An 18,158-nucleotide genomic window follows, 5' to 3' on the forward strand; every position below is an offset into this window, starting at 1 on the left:
TCCCACTGAGGTTCGAAGGCGTCGGGCGGCGGTACGGCCCGCGCGGCCCCTGGGTGCTGCGCGGGGTGGACCTCGCGCTGCCCGCCGCGTCCCTGGTGCGGTGCGCGGGCGCCAACGGCAGCGGCAAGTCGACCCTGTTGCGGCTCGTCGCGGGCATCGACGCGCCCGGCGAGGGCCGGATCACCGGCCGCCCGGCCCGTACCGCGTACGTCCCCGAACGCTTCCCCGCCGCCCTCCCGCTCACCGCGGCCGGCTATCTCGTCCACCTCGGCCGCATCCAGGGCCTGGACGGGCGTACGGCACGGGCGCGGGCGGGGGATTGGCTGACCCGCTTCGGCGCCGCCGGGTACGAGGACACCCCGCTCGCCGCGCTGTCCAAGGGCACCAGCCAGAAGGTGGCCGTCGCCCAGGCACTGCTCGCCGAGCCGGGCCTCCTCGTCCTCGACGAGGCCTGGACCGGCCTCGACACCGCCGCCCGCGCCGAACTCGACCGCGCGGTGCGCGAACGGGTCGCGGCGGGCGGCCGGGTCGTCTTCGTGGACCACGACCCGCGGCGGCTCGCGGGCGAGGCGGACGCGGTGTACGAGGTGGCGGCGGGCCGGGTGTCGCGCGCGGAGCCCGCGCCGGTGCCGGTGCCGGCGCGGGCTCCGCGTATCCGCATCACGGCTTCCGGAGGCACGGAACTCCCGGCCGGTGCGCGGCTGGAGGAGCGGCGCCCGGAGGACGACGGCAGACTGAGGGTCACGGCGGACGCCGACCGCTCGGACGGGATGCTGCGGTCGCTCCTTGACGCCGGCTGGCACATCGAGGGTGTCGTCGAGGAAGCGATGGAAGGCGTACGGGAATGAGCGCGCTGCTCCGCTACCAGGCCGCCCTGCTCCTGCGCTCCCAGCGCTGGCTGGCCCCCTTCCTCCTGTACGCGGCCTTCGTGGGCGTCGGCGTCCAGGCGGGCGAACCGGTGCTCGGGGCCCTGGGCTACGCGGCGGCCGGCCTGGTCCCGGTCGCGGCCTGGGCGGTCCGGATCTGCCTCGACCAGGAGCCGCCCGCCGCCCGTACGGTGATCGCGGCGGCGTCCGGCCGGTACCGCGCCCATGTCGCGGCGGTCCTCACCGCGACCATTGCGGTCCTCCTCGTCGGCGCCGTCACCGTCCTCGCCCTCACGGCGCTCACCGACCCTCGGGGCGTGCACCCGGCGACCGCCGTCGCCTCGGGCCTGCTCGCGACGGCGGCCTGCGTCCTGACGGGCGCGGCCGTCGGCACCCTCACCACCCGCCCCCTGATCCCGGCCCGCGGCTGGTCGCTCACAACCCTGCTCCTCGGCTCCCTGCTCGCCCTGGTGACCCCAGGCTCCCCGGCGGCCGCCGCGGTCTCCGCCCTGGTCACCGCCGCCCGTACCACCACCGCCCCCCTCTCCTGGCTCGCCGCGACGACCGCCCTGCTCCTCACGGCGGCGGCCGTCGCCCTGGCATGCCGGGCCACGGCCTGGCGCGAGTGAGGGCGCGGGGCATTCCTGCCCGACCCGCCGGGCAATCGTCCTGGACCTACCGGCTCATCAGTTCCGAGACCTTCACGAAGCGGTAGCCCTTGGCGCGCAGTTCCGGGACGATGCGGCGGATCGCCTGTTCCGTCACCGGGGCGGCGCTGCGGGTGCAGTGCATGACGACCAGGGAGCCGGGCTTCACGCCGTCGAGGACCTGGTCGGCGACCGCGTCCGCGTCCTTGGCGAAGGCGTCGCCGCTGACCACGTCCCACTGGATGGCGGTGACGCCGGCCGGGGCGAGGGCGCGGCGGGCGGTGTCGTCGTAGCAGCCGCCGGGGAAGCGGAAGTAGGGGACGACGTTGGTGGCGCCGGCGTCACGGAAGGCGTCGAAGGCGCGCTGGACGTCGGCGGCCATGTCGGGGCGGGCGACGGTCGGCAGGCCGTAGCAGGGCTCCGCGAAGGCGTAGTGGCTGTACGAGTGGTTGGCGATCTCGAAGCGGGCGTCGTTGCCGATGGACTTCGCCTGCTCCGGGTACTCCTCGGCCCAGCGGCCCGTCATGAAGACGGTCGCGTCCACCTTCAGGCGGCGGAGCGTGGCGATGAGCTGCGGGTTGTCGAAGTGCTCCCCGCGTGCCGCGCGCGGGCCCTGATCGGCCGTCATGTCGGCGTCGAAGGTGAGCGCGACGACCTTCTCGGCGCTCTTCGCGCGGTGCGTGTAGACGGCGGTGAGCCCGCCGGCCGCCGGCGCGAGCGTCGGCGGGGCCTTGCGGACGGGTGCCTTGCGGGCGGGCGGGGCGGGCGCGGCGGCCGGATCGGCCGACCCGGCAGACCCGGCCGGCGTGGCGGGCTTCGCCGGTGCGGAGGGTTTCGCGGGCGCCGGGGTGTCGGCCGTGCCCCCGCTACAGCCGACGAGTACGACACCCAACAGGGCAAGTGTCGACAGTCTTCGTGCAGAAGTGGTCATCCACGGAAATTATCCGATCATTGGGCGAGCAAGCGCTTCCGGCACTCCGCCACGTCGAAGCCGGCCTCCGGATACTGCGGATCCAACTCCTCCAGGTGCTCCAGGAGCAGTCGGCTGATCGCCCAGTTCCGGTACCACTTGTGGTCGGCGGGGACCAGGTACCACGGGGTCCGGTCGGTCGCGCAGCGCTCCAGGGCGATCTCGTACGCCTCCTGGTACGCCGGCCACAGCGCCCGCTCCGCGATGTCGCCCGGGTTGAACTTCCAGTACTTCTCGGGGTTGTCCAGGCGCTCCAGGAGCCGGGCGCGCTGCTCCTCGTACGAGATGTGCAGGAAGACCTTGACGAGGGTGACGCCGTCGTCGGCGAGCGACTTCTCGAAACCGGCGATCGCGCCGTACCGGTCCTCGATCTCGGCCGCCGGGGCCAGTTCGCGGACCCGGGCGATGAGGACGTCCTCGTAATGGGAGCGGTCGAAGATGCCGACCTGGCCGACCGGGGGGAGCGCCTTCGTGACCCGCCAGAGGAAGGGGTGCCCGCGCTCCTCCTCCGTCGGGGCCTTGAAGGCGTGGATACGGCAGCCCGAGGGGTTGAAGTTGCCGATGACGTGCTTGACCGTGCCGCCCTTGCCGCTGGTGTCCATGCCCTGGAGGATCAGCAGCAGCCGGCGCCGGTCGCCCGCCGTGCTCGCCGCGTACAGGCGTTCCTGCAGGCCGGCCAGGCGCGGGCCCAGGTCGGCGGTGGCCGCGAGACCGGCCTGCTTGCCGTCCGGGCCGAGCGGGGTCGCGCCCGCGTCGTACGAGGCGAGATCGATGCGCTCCCCGACCGGGAGCCTGAGCAGCTCCCGCAGGGGCTGCTTCTCCCGGCCGTCCTTCTTCTTCGCCATCCGCGCGCCCGCCCTTCCTTCCGTTCGTCCGTTCGTTCGTGCGTCCGTGTCGTGTTACTGATCTTGCGCGTCAAGGGCCGGTCGCACCACCGCGAACGCCCTGTCGAGCAGCTCCAGCGGATCCTCCGCCGCGTCGCTCTCGCCCCAGCGCTGCAGCGCCGTGTGGAAGGCGACGAGTGCCGTCCCCGCCGCGAGCCGCGGATACAGGTCGGCCGCCGGGTCGAGGCCCCGCTGCCGGGCCAGCTCGCCCGCCAGCGCCTCGCGCCACTCCGCCTGCCGCTCCAGGAAGCGGGCGAGCAGCGCCGGCGTGCGCAGGATCAGCTGGACCACCCGCAGTGCGCGGGCCGCGTGGTCGGGGTGCTGCTCGGTGCAGGCGAGCAGGGGTACGGCGAGGGCGTGGCGCAGCGACGCCGACACGGGCTCGCCGGCCGGCCGGGCGGCGAGCGCCGCGTGGATGTCGGCGCCCATCCCGGACAGGAACCGCACGACCACGTCCTCCTTGGACGCGAAGTAGCGGAAGAAGGTCCGCTTCGACACCCCCGCCTCGGCCGCGATCTCGTCCACGGTGACCGCGTCGAAGCCGCGCAGGGCGAGGAGCTGCAGCGCCGCCTCGGACAGCTCGGTCGCGACGAGCTGTCGCTTGCGCTCGGCCAGGCTGACGGGGGCGTCGGGGGTCGTCATGTGCCGATCGTAGCGCCCTTGTGTCACTCGGCGAAGAACTTGACACCAAGTGACACGAGCGGCAGCGTGTGCCGCATGACCGAGACCGAGCAGTCGAAGTGGACCGCCGCCCGCATCCCCGACCTCACCGGGCGGACCTACGTCGTCACCGGGGCCAACAGCGGCCTCGGTCTCGCCACCACCCGTGCGCTCGCCCGCCACGGCGCCGACGTCGTCCTCGCCGTCCGCGACGAGGCGAAGGGCTGCGCCGCCGCCGACGCGATCACCCGCGAGGTGCCCGGCGCCCGGCTCGACGTCCGGCGGATCGACCTCGCCGACCTCGACTCCGTACGCGAGTTCGCCGCCAAGCTGCACGCCGAACGGCCCCGCCTCGACGTCCTCGTCAACAACGCCGGCGTCATGGCCCCGCCCCGCACCCTCAGCGCCCAGGGCCACGAACTCCAGTTCGCCGCCCACCACCTCGGCCACTTCGCCCTCACCGGACTGCTGCTCGACCGCCTCGCCGCCACCGGCCGCGACCCCCGCGTCGTCACCGTCAGCAGCCTCCAGCACCGCAAGGGCACGATCCGCTTCGACGACATCGACGGCGAGCGGCGCTACTCGCCCATGGGGCACTACAACCAGGCCAAGCTCGCCAACACCGTCTTCGGGTACGAGCTCCACCGGCGCCTCACCGCCGCCGGCAGCCCCGTCCGCAGCGTCCTCGCCCACCCCGGCTACACCGCCACCAACCTCCAGAACGACACCCCCGTCGCCCTCGTCCGCTGGCTGTACGGCCGGGTCCTCGGCCCGCTGCTCGCCCAGGCCCCCGAGCGCGGCGCGCTGCCGCAGCTGTACGCGGCGACCGCGCCGGAGGCCGAGGCCGGGGCCCTCTACGGGCCGGACGGGCCCGGCGAGCTGCGCGGCGCGCCCCAGCAGGTCGCGTACGCGAAGGCGGCGACCGATCCGGAGACCGGCCGCCGCCTGTGGGAGCTGTCCGAGCGCCTCACCGAGGTGCGCTACGGGCTGGGCTGACCCGCCCGCCCGTCACACCGCCCGGCACGCCGCCCGGCACGCCGCCCGCCCCTCGCGCCGCCCGGCGTGAGCGTCGCCGTACCGCCTACGCCAGCTCCGCCGTCAGCGTGATCGTCGTGCCCGTCAGCGCCTGGCTCACCGGGCAGTTCTTCTTCGCGTCCTCCGCCAGCGCCTGGAACTTGTCCGCGTCCAGGCCCGGCACCTCGCCGCGCACGGTGAGGTGGATGCCCGTGATGCCCTCGCCCGGCTGGAAGGTGACGTCCGCCTTCGTCTCCAGACGGGTCGGCGGGTTGCCGGCCTTGGCCAGGCCGTTGGAGAAGGCCATCGAGAAGCAGGACGAGTGCGCGGCGGCGATCAGCTCCTCCGGGCTGGTCCGGCCCTCCGGCTGCTCGGCGCGGGACGCCCAGGTGACGTCGTACGAGCCGAGGTTCGAGGAGTCGAGGGTGACGACACCGGAACCCTTGAGGAGGTCGCCCTGCCAGACGGTGTGGGCGTGACGCACGGTGGCCATGTGTATCCCTTTCGCTGGGGTATGGCCCCAAGCTACTGCGAGACCAGCCCCTTCGCGTCCCGCGCGAGGGCGGTGAGCCGGGAGATCGCCCGGAAGTACTTCTTCTTGTACCCGCCGTTCAGCATCTCGTCGCTGAACAGCTTGTCGAAGGGCAGTCCGGAGGCGAGTACGGGTATCTCGCGGTCGTACAGCCGGTCGGCGAGGACCACGAGCCGCAGCGCGGTCGACTGGTCCGGGACCGCCGTCACGTCGGTGAGGCAGACCGCGGTCAGTTCGTCCGTCAGGGCCCCGTACCGGCTCGGGTGCACCCTGGCCAGGTGGTCGAGCAGATGCGGGAAGTCGTCGAGCGAGGCGCCGGGCGTGGCGTACGCGGCCTTGGTGACGATCTCGTCGCTGTACGGCGCGGGGGCCTCCGGCAGGCCGCGGTGGCGGTAGTCCTCGCCGTCGATCCGCAGCGGGCGGAAGTGCGCCGACAGGCCCTGGATCTCGCGCAGGAAGTCGGCGGCGGCGAACCGGCCCTCGCCGAGCTTGCCGGGCAGGGTGTTGGAGGTCGCGGCGAGCGCCACGCCGTTCTCCACGAGCCGGCTGAGCAGCGAGGAGACCAGGACGGTGTCGCCCGGGTCGTCCAGTTCGAACTCGTCGATGCACAGCAGCCGGTGCCCGCTCAGCGTCTGCACGGTCTGCTGGAAGCCCAGCGCTCCCACCAGATTCGTGAGCTCCACGAAGGTGCCGAAGGCCTTGAGCGAGGGCTCCGCCGGGGTCGCGTGCCAGAGGGAGGCGAGCAGGTGGGTCTTGCCGACGCCGTAGCCGCCGTCGAGGTAGACCCCGCGCGGGCCGGCCGGCACCGCGGGCTTCTTCGGGGCCCGCGAGAACCAGCGGCGCTTGCCCGCGCCGGTGGCGTGGGCGCCGCCGAGCCCCTCGGCGAAGTCGCCGAGGACCCGGACCGCCACGATCTGGCTGGCCTGGTTCGGGTCCGGGATGTACGTGTCGAAGCGCACCGAGTCGAACCGCGGCGGCGGCACCATCTCCGCCACCAGACGGTCGGCGGGGACGCGGGGCTCTCGGGAACAGAGCGAGAGCGGGGCCGTTCCGATGAAATCGGGGGAAGCGGTGGCACCGGTGGTACCGGTGGAGCCGGCGGTACCACCGGTTCCGGTGGATTCGCCGGAACCGCCGGAATCGGCTTCTGACAGGGCACTCAGGGCACGGGTCGACACAGTTGTCCACTGTAAGCGCCGTGTCAGACTGCCGGGATGCGACGCCTGCTCCCTGTGACGGACATGACAGCCACGAGCGCGACGGAGGCCGGGTCGGACCACGACTGGTCCCTCGACGAGCTCGCCGACGCCTACGCGTACCCGCCGGAGGCCGCCTCCGGGCGCTGGCTGCGCGCCAACATGGTCTCCTCGCTCGACGGCGCGGGCCAGCACGAGGGCCGCTCGCAGCCGCTGTCCTCCGAGGCCGACATGCGGATCTTCGGCACCCTGCGCGGTCTGGCGGACGTGGTGATCGCCGGTGCCGAGACGGTACGGAGCGAGGGCTACCGCCCGGCCCGGGCGCGGGACGCCTTCGCGGCCCGCAGGGCGGCGGCGGGCCAGGGCCCGGCCCCGGTGATCGCGGTGGTGACCGCCTCGCTCGACCTGGATTTCTCGCTTCCGCTTTTCACCGAGCCGCTCGTCCCCACCCTCGTCCTCACCGGCGCCGGGTCCTCCCCGGAGCGCCGCGCCGAGGCCGAGCGCGCGGGTGCGGAGGTGGTGATCGCCGGAGAGGGCGCGGGCATCGATCCGGAGCGCGCGGTGGCGGCGCTCGCGGAGCGCGGGCTGCGGCGCCAGCTGACCGAGGGCGGGCCGCGTCTGCTCGGGCAGTTCGTGGCCGCGGGGGTGCTCGACGAGCTGTGTCTGACGCTCTCCCCGACCATGACGGCGGGCGGTGCGCAGCGGATCGCCGGGGGTCCCTCCGTCGCCGTTCCGAAACGCTTCGCCGTGGCGTCGGTGCTGGAGCAGGACGGCTTCCTCTTCACCCGCTACCGTCGGATCTGACAATGGGCGGAATTTGCCGTTCCGCTTAGCGTCGACTGGGCAGAATCACTCTCGCAATCCCCGTGTGGCCACGGGGAAGGATGGTTTCCGCAGAAGGGCTCCAGAGGTGTTCACAAGCGTTCTGATGATCGAGAAGCCGCTCACGTCGACGGACGTGGACTTCGTCACCACGCTCCACGGTGACGAGCGCGTCTCGTTCGTCGTTCTGATGCAGCCGCGTGGTGACCAGGCCGATGTACTGCTGCGCGCCATCGACGACGTCGCGATGGGCGAACTGAAGGAAGCGACCCGCGAGGGCGACGAGCCCGAGGGCAAGGAGGCCCGGCCGCTCGCCGAGCAGGCCCTGGAGGTCTCGCTGAAGGCGCTGAGAGCGGCCGGGTGCGAGGCGGTCGGAGAGGTGGTCGAGGACCACCCTCTGAACAAGATGAAGACGGTGGTCGACGAGACGAACGCCGACGAGGTGATCGTGCTGACCGCTCCGCACTACGTGGAGGAGTTCTTCCACCGCGACTGGGCGTCGCGGGCCCGCCACAAGGTGGGCGTGCCGGTCCTGAAGCTGTTCGCACACAGCGACTGACGCGGCGACCGGCACAGGGACCGACGGTCCTGGGATCGGGAGGGCCTGGCTCGGAGCCCGGCCCTCCCACCCCGAACCACTAGGCTTGGCCTCTCAAGCAACGACACGCACGACGACAAGACGCACTCGGGGAGAGAACCGCATGGCACCCGCCATCCCTGCCGCCATGGAACGGCCGCACTTCATCGGCATCGGCGGTGCCGGCATGTCGGGCATCGCGAAGATCCTCGCCCAGCGCGGCGCCAAGGTCGCGGGCAGCGACGCCAAGGAGTCCGCGACCGCCGAGGCGCTGCGCGCCCTGGGCGTCACCGTGCACATCGGCCACGCCGCCGAGCACCTGGCCGACGACGCCTCCGCCGTCGTCGTCTCCAGCGCCATCCGCGCCGACAACCCCGAGCTGGCCCGCGCCGCCGAGCTCGGCATCCCCGTCGTGCACCGCTCCGACGCGCTCGCCTCCCTCATGGACGGCCTGCGCGCGATCGCCGTCGCCGGTACGCACGGCAAGACGACGACCACCTCGATGCTGGCCGTCGCGCTCACCGAGCTCGGGCTCGACCCGTCGTACGCCATCGGCGGCGACCTCGCGGGCCCCGGCACCAACGCCCGGCACGGCGAGGGCGAGGTCTTCGTCGCCGAGGCCGACGAAAGCGACCGCAGCTTCCAGAAGTACGACCCGAGCGTGGCGATCGTGCTCAACGTGGAGCTGGACCACCACGCCAACTACGCCTCCATGGACGAGATCTACGAGTCCTTCGAGGCCTTCGCCGCCAAGATCCGCCCCGGCGGCACCCTGGTCGTCGGCGAGCACGCGGGCGCCCGCGAGCTGGCCCGCCGGGTCGCCGGACGCGAGGGCCTGACCGCCCTCACCGTCGGCGAGGACGAGGGCGCCGACGCCCGCATCCTGAAGATCGTCCCGAACGGGATGAAGAGCGAGGTCACGGTCGCCCTCGACGGCGCCGAGCACACCTTCACGGTGTCCGTACCCGGCCGCCACTACGCCCACAACGCCGCCGCCGCGCTCGCCGCCGGCTCCCGCGCCGGCATCGACCCGGCCGCGCTCGCCCAGGCCCTCACCGCCTACACCGGCGTCGGCCGCCGCCTCCAGCTCAAGGGCGAGGCCGCGGGCGTGCAGGTCATCGACTCGTACGCGCACCACCCCACCGAGATGACCGCCGACCTGGAGGCCATGCGCGGCGCGGCCGGAGCCTCCCGGCTGCTCGTCGTCTTCCAGCCGCACCTGTTCTCCCGCACCCAGGAGCTGGGCAAGGAGATGGGCGACGCCCTCGCCCTCGCGGACGCCTCGGTCGTCCTCGACATCTACCCGGCCCGCGAGGACCCGATCCCGGGCATCACCAGCGAGCTGATCGTCGCCGCGGCCCGTGCGGCCGGTGCCGACGTCACGCCGGTGCACGAGAAGGACGCCGTCGCGGACGTCGTCGCGGGAATGGCGAAGCCGGGTGACCTGGTTCTGACCATGGGCGCGGGGGATGTCACCGACCTGGGCCCGAAGATCCTGGACCGGCTTTCGCAGTAGGGAGCGAACCCATGGCGTACGAGGTCGAGAAGACCGACGAGGAATGGCAGGCCGAGCTGACGCCGTCCGAGTACCAGGTGCTGCGGCTCGCCGGCACCGAGCCGGCCTTCCGCGGTGAGTACACGGACACCAAGACCAAGGGCGTCTACTCCTGCCGGGCGTGCGGCGCCGAGCTCTTCACGTCCACCGAGAAGTTCGAGTCGCACTGCGGCTGGCCGTCCTTCTACGACCCGAAGGACAGCGAGGCCGTCGAGCTGGTCGCCGACACCTCGCACGGCATGATCCGCACCGAGGTCCGCTGCGCACGCTGCGGTTCCCACCTCGGACATGTCTTCGAGGGCGAGGGGTATCCCACCCCGACCGACCAGCGGTACTGCATCAACTCGATCTCGCTCCGGCTGGAGCCGGAGGAGAGCGAGAGCTGAGGCTGAGCGAGAGCTGAGCGAGATGCTCCACCACCACCTGAGCCGATCGGCGCGACCCGCGCCGGTCGGCTCAGCTGTTTTCGGCCACCGAATCCACGGACCCCGCCGCCCCGCACACCGGGCACAGCCCCCGGTACGTGACCTCCACCGCCGTCACCGTGAAGCCGAACCGTTCCGCCTCCGGGAGGCCGTCCAGCGGGTCGCCGACCGGGCGCACGTCGCGCACCGTGCCGCAGCCCGCGCAGACCAGGTGCTGGTGCTCGCGGTGCGCGTTCGGGTCGTAACGCTTGGCGCGGCCGACGCCGGACACCTCGACCACTTCGCCGAGCGAGACGAGCTCGCCCAGCGTGTTGTACACCGTCGCGCGGGAGATCTCGGGCAGTCTCGCGGTGGCGCGGGCGAGCACCTCGTCCGCGGTGAGGTGGATGTGCTCGCCGTCCAGGACCTCGGCGACCACGCGCCGCTGGGCGGTCATCCGCCAGCCGCGTCGGCGAAGCCGTTCCAGCAGGTTGCTCATGGTCACCAGCCTTGCTGTGTGAGTGGTGCGGCGCGAGTAAATCCGTATGAGTCCGGTTGCCGTATTGACTTGGACTGCGTCCAGCATAGGATCGACTCCAGTAGTAGCCAAGAGGGTGTACGCCGGAATGGTTCGGAAGGAAAGACCGATGTCTGAGCAGAAGCACGAAGGTACGGGCGGCTGCCCGGTCGCGCACGGCCGTGCCCCGCACCCGACGCAGGGCGGCGGCAACCGGCAGTGGTGGCCGGACCGGCTGAACCTGAAGATCCTGGCGAAGAACCCGGCCGTGGCGAACCCGCTCGGCGAGGACTTCGACTACAAGGCGGCCTTCGAGGCCCTCGACCTCCCCGCCGTGAAGCGGGACATCGCCGAGGTGCTCACCACCTCGCAGGACTGGTGGCCGGCCGACTTCGGCAACTACGGCCCGCTGATGATCCGTATGGCCTGGCACGCCGCCGGCACGTACCGCGTCAGCGACGGCCGCGGCGGCGCCGGGAGCGGTCAGCAGCGCTTCGCGCCGCTGAGCAGCTGGCCGGACAACGCGAGCCTGGACAAGGCCCGCCGTCTGCTGTGGCCGGTGAAGAAGAAGTACGGCAAATCGATCTCCTGGGCCGACCTGATGGTCCTCACCGGAAACGTGGCCCTGGAGACCATGGGCTTCGAGACCTTCGGCTTCGGCGGCGGCCGCGTCGACGCCTGGGAGCCGGACGAGGACGTCTACTGGGGCCCCGAGACCGAGTGGCTGGGCGACGCCCGCTACACCGGCGACCGCGACCTGGAGAACCCGCTCGCCGCCGTCCAGATGGGCCTCATCTACGTCAACCCCGAGGGCCCCAACGGCAACCCGGACCCGATCGCCGCGGCCCGCGACATCCGCGAGACCTTCGCCCGCATGGCGATGAACGACGAGGAGACCGTCGCCCTCATCGCCGGTGGCCACACCTTCGGCAAGACCCACGGCGCCGGCCCGGCGGACCACGTCGGCGCCGACCCCGAGGCCGCGCCGATGGAGCAGATGGGCCTCGGCTGGAAGAGCACGTACGGCACGGGCGTCGGCAAGGACGCGATCACCTCGGGCCTTGAGGTCACCTGGACCAGCACGCCGACCCGGTGGTCGAACAACTTCTTCTGGAACCTGTTCGGTTACGAGTACGAGCTCACCGAGAGCCCGGCCGGCGCCAAGCAGTGGGTGGCCAAGAACGCCCCGGAGACCATCCCGGACGCCTTCGACCCGTCGAAGAAGCACCGCCCGACGATGCTCACCACCGACCTCTCGCTGAAGCTCGACCCGATCTACGAGCCGATCTCGCGCCGCTTCTACGAGCACCCCGACCAGTTCGCGGACGCCTTCGCCCGCGCCTGGTACAAGCTCACGCACCGCGACATGGGCCCGGTCGTCCGCTACCTCGGCCCGGAGGTCCCGGCCGAGGAACTGCTGTGGCAGGACCCGCTGCCGCAGGCCACCGGTGAGACCGTCGGCGCCGCGGACATCGCCGCGCTCAAGGAGCAGATCCTCGGCTCTGACCTCACCGTGACCCAGCTGGTCTCCGCCGCCTGGGCCTCCGCCTCCTCCTTCCGTGGCAGCGACAAGCGCGGCGGCGCCAACGGTGGCCGTATCCGTCTGGAGCCGCAGAACCAGTGGGAGGTCAACAACCCGGACGAGCTCTCCCAGGTCCTGCGGGTTCTGGAGGGCATCCAGGAGTCCTTCAACGCCAAGGGAGCCACGCAGGTCTCGCTCGCCGACCTCATCGTCCTCGCGGGCACCGCGGGCGTCGAGAAGGCCGCCAAGGACGCCGGCGTCACGGTGGAGGTGCCGTTCTCCCCGGGCCGCGTCGACGCCTCGCAGGAGCAGACGGACATCCACTCCATGGCCAACCTGGAGCCCTCCGCGGACGGCTTCCGCAACTACCAGGGCAAGGGCCAGCGCCTCCCCGCCGAGTACCTGCTCGTCGACAAGGCGAACCTGCTCACCCTCTCCGCCCCGGAGATGACCGTCCTGGTCGGCGGCCTGCGCGTCCTGGGTGTCACCCAGCCGCAGACCTCCCTCGGTGTCCTCACCGAGACCCCCGGCAAGCTGACGAACGACTTCTTCGTCAACCTGCTCGACCTGGACACCGAGTGGAAGTCCACCAGCGACGACCAGACCACCTTCGAGGCCCGCGACGCCTCCGGCGAGGTCAAGTGGACCGGCACCCGCGCCGACCTGGTCTTCGGCGCCAACGCCGAACTCCGCGCCGTCGCCGAGGTGTACGCCTCGGACGACGCCAAGGGGAAGTTCGTGACGGACTTCGTCGCGGCCTGGGCGAAGGTCATGGACCTGGACCGGTTCGACCTGCGCTGATCTTCTGATCGACTCTCGATGGTCGACCGGGCCCCGGGCGGTTCCTCCGCCCGGGGCCCGGGCGTTTCGCCCCCGCGTCGACGGCCCTGCCAGAATGGCGCAGGCATCGACTGATCAAGGCCATCGAGGGGGAGAACGCATGACCGTCACACGCAGACTGTTCATGGGCGGATTCACGGCGGGAGCCGTGACCGTGGCCGTCGGAGCGACGGCGGGGGAGGCCGAGGCGGCCGGTCCGGTGCAGACGTTCGCGGGCGAGGTGCACGCGGACCGCTTCACGACCGACAGCGGCATCAACTCGGCCTTCCTCAAGACGACCTCCACCAGCGAACACACCGCGACCCTCTACCAGGCCGCCACCAGCGGCACCGGCGTCGCGCTCAACGTCGTCTCCGACAACCCCGGCACGTCGGCGATGTACCTGTCCGGTACGGAGACGGGCCGCGGCACCCTGAAGATCGCGCACCGCGGCTACACCGACGCCTCCGACGCCAACGCCGCCGCGCTCTCCATCGACCTCCAGACCCCCGGCGCGACCGACCCCACGAAGCCCGGCACCGCCGCCCAGGGCATCTACGTCACCGCGACCCACGGCCCCACGACGGGCGCTCTGCTCGTCCTGCGCAACAACGAGGGCCTCGAAGACCTCACGGTCGAGGGCACCGGACTGATCGGCATCGGCATCGACCGCGGCGCCACCCCGCGCGCGCAGGTCCACATCGTCCAGCGGACCGTGAAGCCCGGCCTGCTCGTCGACGGCACGGTCGAGATCGGCAACACCACGACCCCGCCCACCGGCACCGTCTCCGCCCACGGCGGCGGCACCCTCTACGCCCAGAACGGCGAACTGTGGTGGCGCAGCTCCGGCGGATCCCCCACCCGTATCGCCCCCGCATAGAACGCAGGAGAGGAAACCCCACCGATGGTGCAGCTCACCCCGGACCAGCTGGTCGCCGAGTTCCAGGACGCGGTCGTCGAGCTCTACTTCGCGCGCAAGCGCATAGCGAACCTGGAGGCCGAGAACGCGGCCCTCAAGGCGCGTCTCACCGTCCCGGCGCAGGAGATCCCCGCCCAGGCCCAGCCCCAGCCCCAGGCCCAGGCCCAGGAGATGCCGGTCGAGGCCGCGCCCGAGAACGACGGCGGCGAGCAGTGGTTCTCGGGTGGCGCGGGGCCGGGGGAGCAGGGGCCGGCGCAGTAGCGCCACCGGCCCCCGGGGCGCCCGTCGGCGGACTCAGTGGACGGAGAACCCGCCGTCCACGAAGATCGCCTGCCCCGTGACGTACGCGGAAGCGCGGCTCGCGAGGAAGACGGCGGCGCCCTCGAAGTCCTCGGCGAGGCCGTTGCGCCCGACGAGGGTGCGGGCCGCGAGACCGGCGACCCGGGCCGGGTCGGAGGACAGGCGCTCGTTCAGCGGGGTCATCACGAACCCGGGCACGAGGGTGTTGACGGTGACGCCGTACGGCGACCAGGCCTCGGCCTGCGAACGCGCCAGGGACTCCAGGGCCCCCTTCGACACCCCGTACGCCCCGGACTGGACGAACGCGCGGTGCGCCTGCTGGGACGTCACATGGATGATCCGCCCGAAGCCCCGCTCGGCCATCCCGGGTCCGAAACGCTGCCCGAGCAGGAACGGCGCCTCCAGGTTCACCGCCATCGTCCGGTCCCACACCTCGTCGGTGAGGTCGGACAGCGGTGGCCGCAGGTTGATCCCGGCCGAGTTGACGAGGATGTCGGGCTCGCCGCCGAGCGCCTCCACGGCGGCCTCGGCCGCCGCCCGTACGCCGTCACGGCTCCCGAGGTCCCCGCTCACCCAGGCGGCGGTGCCGCCGAGTGCGGTGATCTCGTCGACGGCCGCCTTCAGTTCGGCCTCGCGCCGGGCGACGATGACGACGGACGCCCCGGCCCGGGCAAGGGCCCGCGCGATGCCCTTGCCGATGCCGGAACTGCCGCCGGTGACAAGGGCGGTGCGCCCGGAGAGGGAGAACAGGTCGTCCAGGTAGGCCACTAGAGCTGCTCGCAGCCGCCGACGAACGCGCTCCAGGCGCTGGGTGCGAGGGCGAGCTGGGCGTCCTCGGGCCGCTTGGAGTCGCGGACGTGGACGGTGGTGGGGCAGGAGGCGACCTCGACGCAGTCGTCACCGGATCCGCTGCTGTAGCTGGACTTGTGCCAGGAGAGCGCCACTTCGACGCAGTCGCCGCTGCCGCTGCTGCTGTAGCTGCTCTTGAACCAGGCCAGGTCAGTGGTGCTCATGTCGCTCCTCGCATCTGCCGCAACAGGCTCTGGGAGTCTTCCAGGGTAAGAGCCTGTGACCGCATCCTGGCATACCGCATCTGGAGGATGCCGACGACTTTGGCATCGGAGATGAGCACCCCGCTCTCCTGCCCCTCGACGTACCCGTACCAGCGATTGTCGGGGCTCTCCAGTACCTGCATGGAGCCGGCGAGCCCCGCGTGGTGTCCCCTCCTCTGCTCCATCACCTGGATCTCGATGTTGCGCCGCTCCGACATGCGCAGGATGTGCTCGATCTGCGCCCGGTGGACCTCCGGGCCGCCCGTCTCCCTCCGTAGTACGTGCTCCTCGATGATGAAGCTGTACGAGGTGTTGACCCGCTCGGTGAGCAACTTCTGCCGCTTCATGCGAAAGAGAATGTTCTCCTCGATCTCCGCGTCGCCCAACGGCGGCAACTGCTCCTCGAAGAGGAGGCGTTGGTACGGCTCGATCTGGAGCAGACCGGGCACGAGCCTGCTCTCGTACGTGTAGAGGCACAGCGCCTTCGCCTCCAGCGCCGCCCAACGGCGGAACCAGTTGGCCACGGGCTCCCGGGACAGGTGCTTCGCCGGACCCTTGATCGCCCCGAAAGCGTCGAAGAACTCCTCCGACCGGTCCACGAACTTCGGGGACGGGAACCGCCGTCCTTGTTCGACGGACGAGACCGTCTCCACGGAATACCCCACCTGCGGGGCGAACTGTTCCTGCGTCAGCCCCGCCCGCTTGCGGAATGCCTTGACCACCTCTCCGAACGCCTTCAGGCTGTCCGAGGTCTCCGGTTCCGTGTCGCCGTCTGTCATCACGCACCTCCCTCGTGCTTCGTGCGCCTATCGTCACGGGCCGTGATGAGTACTGTCCACCCTCCGAGGTCGTACGCTTGCGGAGCGTACGAGTTTCTGACCTGGGAACCCGCCCCCGGAGCCGTCACATTGGCCCCATGACCCCCCACCAGACCCACCAAGTGCCGGTCACCGTACGTGTGTTCACCCAGCGCTTCAGCTCGACCCCACGCGGCGCCCGCCTCGCCCGCCGGCTCGCCGTCCACCAGCTCGACCGCTGGGGGCACGCGTACGGAACGCCACTCTCCGACACCGCCGCGCAGATCGTCGCCGAACTCGCCGCGAACGCCGTCACCCATGGCCGCGTCCCCGGCCGGGACTTCGAGCTCTCGCTCTCGTACACCCCGGACGTGCTCCTGGTCGTCGACATCTCCGACACCCGCACCGAACGCCGTCCCGGCCCCGTCTCCCCGCTGCCGCTCTCCGACACGGGCCGCGGCCTGCTCCTCGTCGACGCGCTCGCGACCCGCTGGGACGTCCTGGACCGCCTGCCGGTCGGCAAGACGGTCCGCGCCGAGCTCGACCTATGACACCGGCTTGAGCCTGGTCCGTAGCAGGCAGAACTCATTGCCCTCCGGGTCCGCGAGCACGTGCCAGCTCTCCTCGCCCGTCTGACCGACGTCGGCGGGCTTCGCGCCGAGCGCCAGCAGACGCTCCAACTCGGCGTCCTGGTCGCGGTCGGTGGGGTTCACGTCGAGGTGCAGCGGCAGCTTCCCCGCCTTCGGGGTGTCGCTGGGGCTGAGAATCAGCGTCGGCTGCGGGCCGCCGAACCCGGCGTCGGGCGGCCCGATGGCGATGCTGCCGTCCTCCTCCCGCTCGATCTCCACGTACCCGAGCACCTCGCTCCAGAACGCGGCGAGCCGCTCGGGGTCGGCGCAGTCGAGGATCAACTCACTGATGCGGCAGGCCATGTTCTGCATCGTAGTTAATGGGCTGCCGGCCGTGCGCCGGCATGCGACGATGCCTCCGTTTCCCCGACGGAGGACGTTTGTTCGTTTTCGTGTGCGCGGGGTGCGGTGCCGCCCTGACCGCCCCGTTGTCCCAGGTCGATCTGCCGGTCCACGCTCGCCAGAGCTTTGGCAACGGGCTCCAGCTCCCCGTACTCATGGAACCCGGCACGTTCGCCGTGGATCCGGAGCCCTGGGGGCTGGACAACCCGCCCGGTGAGGTCGTCATCGCGCCGGGCGAGGCCCACGGCACGGTCCTGGTCCCGGAGAACCGCGGCAGTGGCTACTGCTGCGGTCTCGACGGGGCGGGCGGTCCGAACATGGGGTGTGCGGCCTGCGGCCGACTCGTCGCGACGCGGATCGACGACTGCTCGCTCTGGCAGGCCGTGTGGCTCGACCCGACCGCCGTACGCCGCCTCCCGGTCGACGGCGCGGAACCGGCACCGCTCTCCTGGGAGGAGCTGATGGCGGGGGAGGGCACGGCCCCCTTCGAGTTGATCACCCGTTGGGGGTTTCGGCCGGGAGAGGAGCAGTGGTGGGCGACGTGGAGCCCCCAGTGGGAAGCCGCGGCGGGCCGGGCCCTCGCCCACTTCCTCGTGGCTTCGGACGGGCGGGCGGTGACCGTCCCGGACGGACTGCCCGCCGAGGTGTTCCGACGCGCCCTCGACACCCTGCTGCCCGCGGGCCCCCCGGCCCGGCGCGCCGTCCTCGCCGGACCCGGCCTGCCGGCCCCCGACACGGACGCCGGCATCCTTCTCGTCCCCACCCATCCGCAGACCGGACGGACCTGGACCCCCGTCGGCCCGGCCGCCTCCGTGTCCGCGTACCGGGTCCCGCTGCCGTTCGGGGTGTGGAAGTCGATGACCTTCCCCGAGCCGTACCTGCCCGTCCCGACCTCGGGCCGGATGCCCGCCGGCGTCCTCCGCGACGACTACCCGCCTGCCCCGCCGCGCTACCGGTTCCCGTTCCGCGTCGACCCGGGAACCTTCCGGGCCACCCTCGTCCGCCTGCCCGCCGTCCGCACCCCATGGCTCCGCGCGATCCTCGACGACCCCACGCGCCACAGGCAGGCCGGGATCTACTGAAGCCGGGACGGGCAGAGGCTCGACGCGGCCCCAACCGCCGATCGATCGGGGT

General features: G+C 72.0%; 22 protein-coding genes. 12 read left to right on the top strand and 10 right to left on the bottom strand.

Features of this window, described 5'->3' with window-relative positions; translation table 11 throughout:
- Window positions 1-5: 5 nt before the first annotated feature.
- Window positions 6-848 (top strand): ATP-binding cassette domain-containing protein, encoded by an 843-nt coding sequence (locus AB0C73_RS30700; protein WP_362536660.1) that lies wholly within the window; start codon window positions 6-8, stop codon window positions 846-848.
- Window positions 845-1,495 (top strand): ABC transporter, encoded by a 651-nt coding sequence (locus AB0C73_RS30705; RefSeq protein ID WP_362536526.1) that lies wholly within the window; start codon window positions 845-847, stop codon window positions 1,493-1,495. Before AB0C73_RS30700 ends, AB0C73_RS30705 begins: the two co-directional genes overlap by 4 nt.
- Window positions 1,496-1,541: 46 nt before the next feature.
- Here AB0C73_RS30705 and AB0C73_RS30710 read toward each other — a convergent pair whose 3' ends face one another.
- The 3 genes from AB0C73_RS30710 to AB0C73_RS30720 are packed head-to-tail and all read right to left on the bottom strand — an operon-like array spanning window position 1,542 to window position 4,009.
- Complete coding sequence (locus tag AB0C73_RS30710; RefSeq protein WP_362536528.1) at window positions 1,542-2,444, bottom strand: polysaccharide deacetylase family protein; 903 nt, start codon at window positions 2,442-2,444, stop codon at window positions 1,542-1,544.
- A 17-nt stretch (window positions 2,445-2,461) separates the two neighbouring features.
- Window positions 2,462-3,328: a PPK2 family polyphosphate kinase gene (locus tag AB0C73_RS30715; protein WP_362536530.1), complete on the bottom strand. Its 867-nt coding sequence runs from the start codon at window positions 3,326-3,328 to the stop codon at window positions 2,462-2,464.
- 54 nt (window positions 3,329-3,382) lie between these two features.
- On the bottom strand, window positions 3,383-4,009 hold the full coding sequence (locus AB0C73_RS30720) for a TetR family transcriptional regulator (RefSeq protein ID WP_362536532.1): 627 nt from the start codon (window positions 4,007-4,009) through the stop codon (window positions 3,383-3,385).
- Window positions 4,010-4,084: 75 nt separating this feature from the next.
- Here AB0C73_RS30720 and AB0C73_RS30725 point away from each other — a divergent pair, with 75 nt between their 5' ends.
- Complete coding sequence (locus AB0C73_RS30725) at window positions 4,085-5,023, top strand: oxidoreductase (RefSeq protein ID WP_362536533.1); 939 nt, start codon at window positions 4,085-4,087, stop codon at window positions 5,021-5,023.
- 85 nt (window positions 5,024-5,108) lie between these two features.
- On the opposite strand, the gene AB0C73_RS30730 is transcribed toward AB0C73_RS30725, so the two are convergent.
- Together AB0C73_RS30730 and zapE are read right to left on the bottom strand one after the other, a co-directional pair.
- On the bottom strand, window positions 5,109-5,534 hold the full coding sequence (locus tag AB0C73_RS30730; RefSeq protein WP_362536535.1) for an OsmC family protein: 426 nt from the start codon (window positions 5,532-5,534) through the stop codon (window positions 5,109-5,111).
- 32 nt (window positions 5,535-5,566) lie between these two features.
- Window positions 5,567-6,628, bottom strand: a complete 1,062-nt coding sequence (gene zapE / locus AB0C73_RS30735; protein ID WP_362536662.1) for a cell division protein ZapE — start codon at window positions 6,626-6,628, stop codon at window positions 5,567-5,569.
- A gap of 159 nt (window positions 6,629-6,787) precedes the next feature.
- On the opposite strand from zapE, the gene AB0C73_RS30740 reads away from it, so the two are divergent.
- The 4 genes from AB0C73_RS30740 (at window position 6,788) to msrB (ending at window position 10,109) form a co-directional block, all read left to right on the top strand.
- Entirely contained in the window at window positions 6,788-7,573 is a 786-nt protein-coding gene (locus tag AB0C73_RS30740; RefSeq protein ID WP_362536537.1) for a pyrimidine reductase family protein, read from the top strand.
- 106 nt (window positions 7,574-7,679) lie between these two features.
- Window positions 7,680-8,150, top strand: a complete 471-nt coding sequence (locus AB0C73_RS30745; protein WP_362536539.1) for an indole-3-glycerol phosphate synthase — start codon at window positions 7,680-7,682, stop codon at window positions 8,148-8,150.
- A gap of 142 nt (window positions 8,151-8,292) precedes the next feature.
- Window positions 8,293-9,684, top strand: coding sequence for a UDP-N-acetylmuramate--L-alanine ligase (murC, locus tag AB0C73_RS30750; protein ID WP_362536541.1), 1,392 nt, complete (start codon window positions 8,293-8,295; stop codon window positions 9,682-9,684).
- Between the two features lie 11 nt (window positions 9,685-9,695).
- Window positions 9,696-10,109, top strand: a complete 414-nt coding sequence (msrB, locus tag AB0C73_RS30755) for a peptide-methionine (R)-S-oxide reductase MsrB (protein ID WP_362536543.1) — start codon at window positions 9,696-9,698, stop codon at window positions 10,107-10,109.
- 70 nt (window positions 10,110-10,179) lie between these two features.
- On the opposite strand, the gene AB0C73_RS30760 is transcribed toward msrB, so the two are convergent.
- Window positions 10,180-10,626: a Fur family transcriptional regulator gene (locus tag AB0C73_RS30760; protein WP_362536545.1), complete on the bottom strand. Its 447-nt coding sequence runs from the start codon at window positions 10,624-10,626 to the stop codon at window positions 10,180-10,182.
- A 148-nt stretch (window positions 10,627-10,774) separates the two neighbouring features.
- On the opposite strand from AB0C73_RS30760, the gene katG reads away from it, so the two are divergent.
- The 3 genes from katG (at window position 10,775) to AB0C73_RS30775 (ending at window position 14,165) form a co-directional block, all read left to right on the top strand.
- Window positions 10,775-12,967: a catalase/peroxidase HPI gene (gene katG / locus AB0C73_RS30765; protein ID WP_362536546.1), complete on the top strand. Its 2,193-nt coding sequence runs from the start codon at window positions 10,775-10,777 to the stop codon at window positions 12,965-12,967.
- Between the two features lie 139 nt (window positions 12,968-13,106).
- The gene (locus AB0C73_RS30770; RefSeq protein WP_362536548.1) at window positions 13,107-13,865 is read left to right on the top strand and encodes a hyaluronoglucosaminidase; all 759 of its coding nucleotides are present in this window, start codon (window positions 13,107-13,109) and stop codon (window positions 13,863-13,865) included.
- A gap of 24 nt (window positions 13,866-13,889) precedes the next feature.
- On the top strand, window positions 13,890-14,165 hold the full coding sequence (locus AB0C73_RS30775; RefSeq protein ID WP_362536550.1) for a hypothetical protein: 276 nt from the start codon (window positions 13,890-13,892) through the stop codon (window positions 14,163-14,165).
- Between the two features lie 33 nt (window positions 14,166-14,198).
- On the opposite strand, the gene AB0C73_RS30780 is transcribed toward AB0C73_RS30775, so the two are convergent.
- From AB0C73_RS30780 to AB0C73_RS30790, 3 genes are read right to left on the bottom strand one after another with little or no spacing between them, the layout of a single operon-like run.
- Window positions 14,199-14,972, bottom strand: a complete 774-nt coding sequence (locus AB0C73_RS30780) for an SDR family oxidoreductase (protein WP_362536552.1) — start codon at window positions 14,970-14,972, stop codon at window positions 14,199-14,201.
- The gene (locus tag AB0C73_RS30785) at window positions 14,972-15,217 is read right to left on the bottom strand and encodes a DUF397 domain-containing protein (RefSeq protein WP_362536554.1); all 246 of its coding nucleotides are present in this window, start codon (window positions 15,215-15,217) and stop codon (window positions 14,972-14,974) included. Before AB0C73_RS30785 ends, AB0C73_RS30780 begins: the two co-directional genes overlap by 1 nt.
- On the bottom strand, window positions 15,214-16,035 hold the full coding sequence (locus AB0C73_RS30790) for a helix-turn-helix transcriptional regulator (RefSeq protein WP_362536555.1): 822 nt from the start codon (window positions 16,033-16,035) through the stop codon (window positions 15,214-15,216). Before AB0C73_RS30790 ends, AB0C73_RS30785 begins: the two co-directional genes overlap by 4 nt.
- Before the next feature lie 137 nt (window positions 16,036-16,172).
- On the opposite strand from AB0C73_RS30790, the gene AB0C73_RS30795 reads away from it, so the two are divergent.
- Window positions 16,173-16,604, top strand: coding sequence for an ATP-binding protein (locus AB0C73_RS30795; protein ID WP_362536557.1), 432 nt, complete (start codon window positions 16,173-16,175; stop codon window positions 16,602-16,604).
- Here the strand turns inward: AB0C73_RS30795 and AB0C73_RS30800 are convergent.
- Window positions 16,599-16,985 carry a VOC family protein gene (locus AB0C73_RS30800; RefSeq protein WP_362536559.1) on the bottom strand — a complete coding sequence of 129 codons (387 nt, stop codon included), beginning with the start codon at window positions 16,983-16,985 and terminating at the stop codon, window positions 16,599-16,601. The genes AB0C73_RS30795 and AB0C73_RS30800 overlap by 6 nt on opposite strands.
- Before the next feature lie 77 nt (window positions 16,986-17,062).
- Here AB0C73_RS30800 and AB0C73_RS30805 point away from each other — a divergent pair, with 77 nt between their 5' ends.
- The gene (locus AB0C73_RS30805) at window positions 17,063-18,106 is read left to right on the top strand and encodes a hypothetical protein (RefSeq protein WP_362536561.1); all 1,044 of its coding nucleotides are present in this window, start codon (window positions 17,063-17,065) and stop codon (window positions 18,104-18,106) included.
- Window positions 18,107-18,158 lie beyond the last annotated feature (52 nt).

Origin of the sequence: Streptomyces sp. NPDC048623 (assembly GCF_040650755.1) — a bacterium.
Taxonomy (GTDB): Bacteria; Actinomycetota; Actinomycetes; order Streptomycetales; family Streptomycetaceae; genus Streptomyces.